Genomic DNA, 1,535 nt, shown 5'->3' on the forward strand with positions numbered 1-1,535 from the left:
TAAGGGCGCACGGTGGATGCCTTGGCACTAGGAGCCGATGAAGGACGGTACTAACACCGATATGCTTCGGGGAGCTGTAAGTAAGCTTTGATCCGGAGATTTCCGAATGGGGAAACCCACTGCTCGTAATGGAGTAGTATTTTCACCTGAATACATAGGGTGATAAAGGCAGACCCGGGGAACTGAAACATCTAAGTACCCGGAGGAAGAGAAAGCAAACGCGATTTCCTGAGTAGCGGCGAGCGAAACGGAATTAGCCCAAACCAAGAGGCTTGCCTCTTGGGGTTGTAGGACACTCTATACGGAGTTACAAAGGAACGAAGTAAATGAAGAGGTCTGGAAAGGCCCGTCAAAGAAGGTAACAACCCTGTAGTTGAAACTTCGTTCCCTCCAGAGTGGATCCTGAGTACGGCGGGACACGAGAAATCCCGTCGGAAGCAGGGAGGACCATCTCCCAAGGCTAAATACTCCCTAGTGACCGATAGTGAACCAGTACCGTGAGGGAAAGGTGAAAAGCACCCCGGAAGGGGAGTGAAAAAGATCCTGAAACCGTGTGCCTACAAGTAGTCAAAGCCCGTTAATGGGTAATGGCGTGCCTTTTGTAGAATGAACCGGCGAGTTACGATCCCGTGCAAGGTTAAGTTGATGAGACGGAGCCGCAGCGAAAGCGAGTCTGAATAGGGCGAATAAGTACGTGGTCGTAGACCCGAAACCAGGTGATCTACCCATGTCCAGGGTGAAGTTCAGGTAACACTGAATGGAGGCCCGAACCCACGCACGTTGAAAAGTGCGGGGATGAGGTGTGGGTAGCGGAGAAATTCCAATCGAACCTGGAGATAGCTGGTTCTCTCCGAAATAGCTTTAGGGCTAGCCTTGAAATGAGAGTCTTGGAGGTAGAGCACTGATTGGACTAGGGGCCCCCAACGGGTTACCGAATTCAGTCAAACTCCGAATGCCAAAGACTTATGTTCAGGAGTCAGACTGCGAGTGATAAGATCCGTAGTCAAGAGGGAAACAGCCCAGACCACCAGCTAAGGTCCCAAAGTATACGTTAAGTGGAAAAGGATGTGGAGTTGCTTAGACAACCAGGATGTTGGCTTAGAAGCAGCCACCATTTAAAGAGTGCGTAATAGCTCACTGGTCGAGTGACTCTGCGCCGAAAATGTACCGGGGCTAAACGTATCACCGAAGCTGTGGACTGTCCTTATGGACAGTGGTAGGAGAGCGTTCTAAGGGCTGAGAAGCCAGACCGCAAGGACTGGTGGAGCGCTTAGAAGTGAGAATGCCGGTATGAGTAGCGAAAGAGGGGTGAGAATCCCCTCCACCGAATGCCTAAGGTTTCCTGAGGAAGGCTCGTCCGCTCAGGGTAAGTCGGGACCTAAGCCGAGGCCGAAAGGCGTAGGCGATGGACAACAGGTAGAAATTCCTGTACCACCTCCTCACCGTTTGAGCAATGGGGGGACGCAGAAGGATAGGGTAAGCGCGCTGTTGGATATGCGCGTCCAAGCAGTTAGGCTGACAATGAGGCAAATCCC

The 1,535-nt window shown here is 51.9% G+C and carries 1 rRNA gene; it reads left to right on the top strand.

From position 1 onward, the window contains the following. Window positions 1–1,535 (top strand): 23S ribosomal RNA (locus JOC75_RS23695); the annotation flags it as partial.

Source organism: Metabacillus crassostreae (assembly GCF_016908395.1).
In the GTDB taxonomy this organism is placed as follows: domain Bacteria; phylum Bacillota; class Bacilli; order Bacillales; family Bacillaceae; genus Metabacillus; species Metabacillus crassostreae.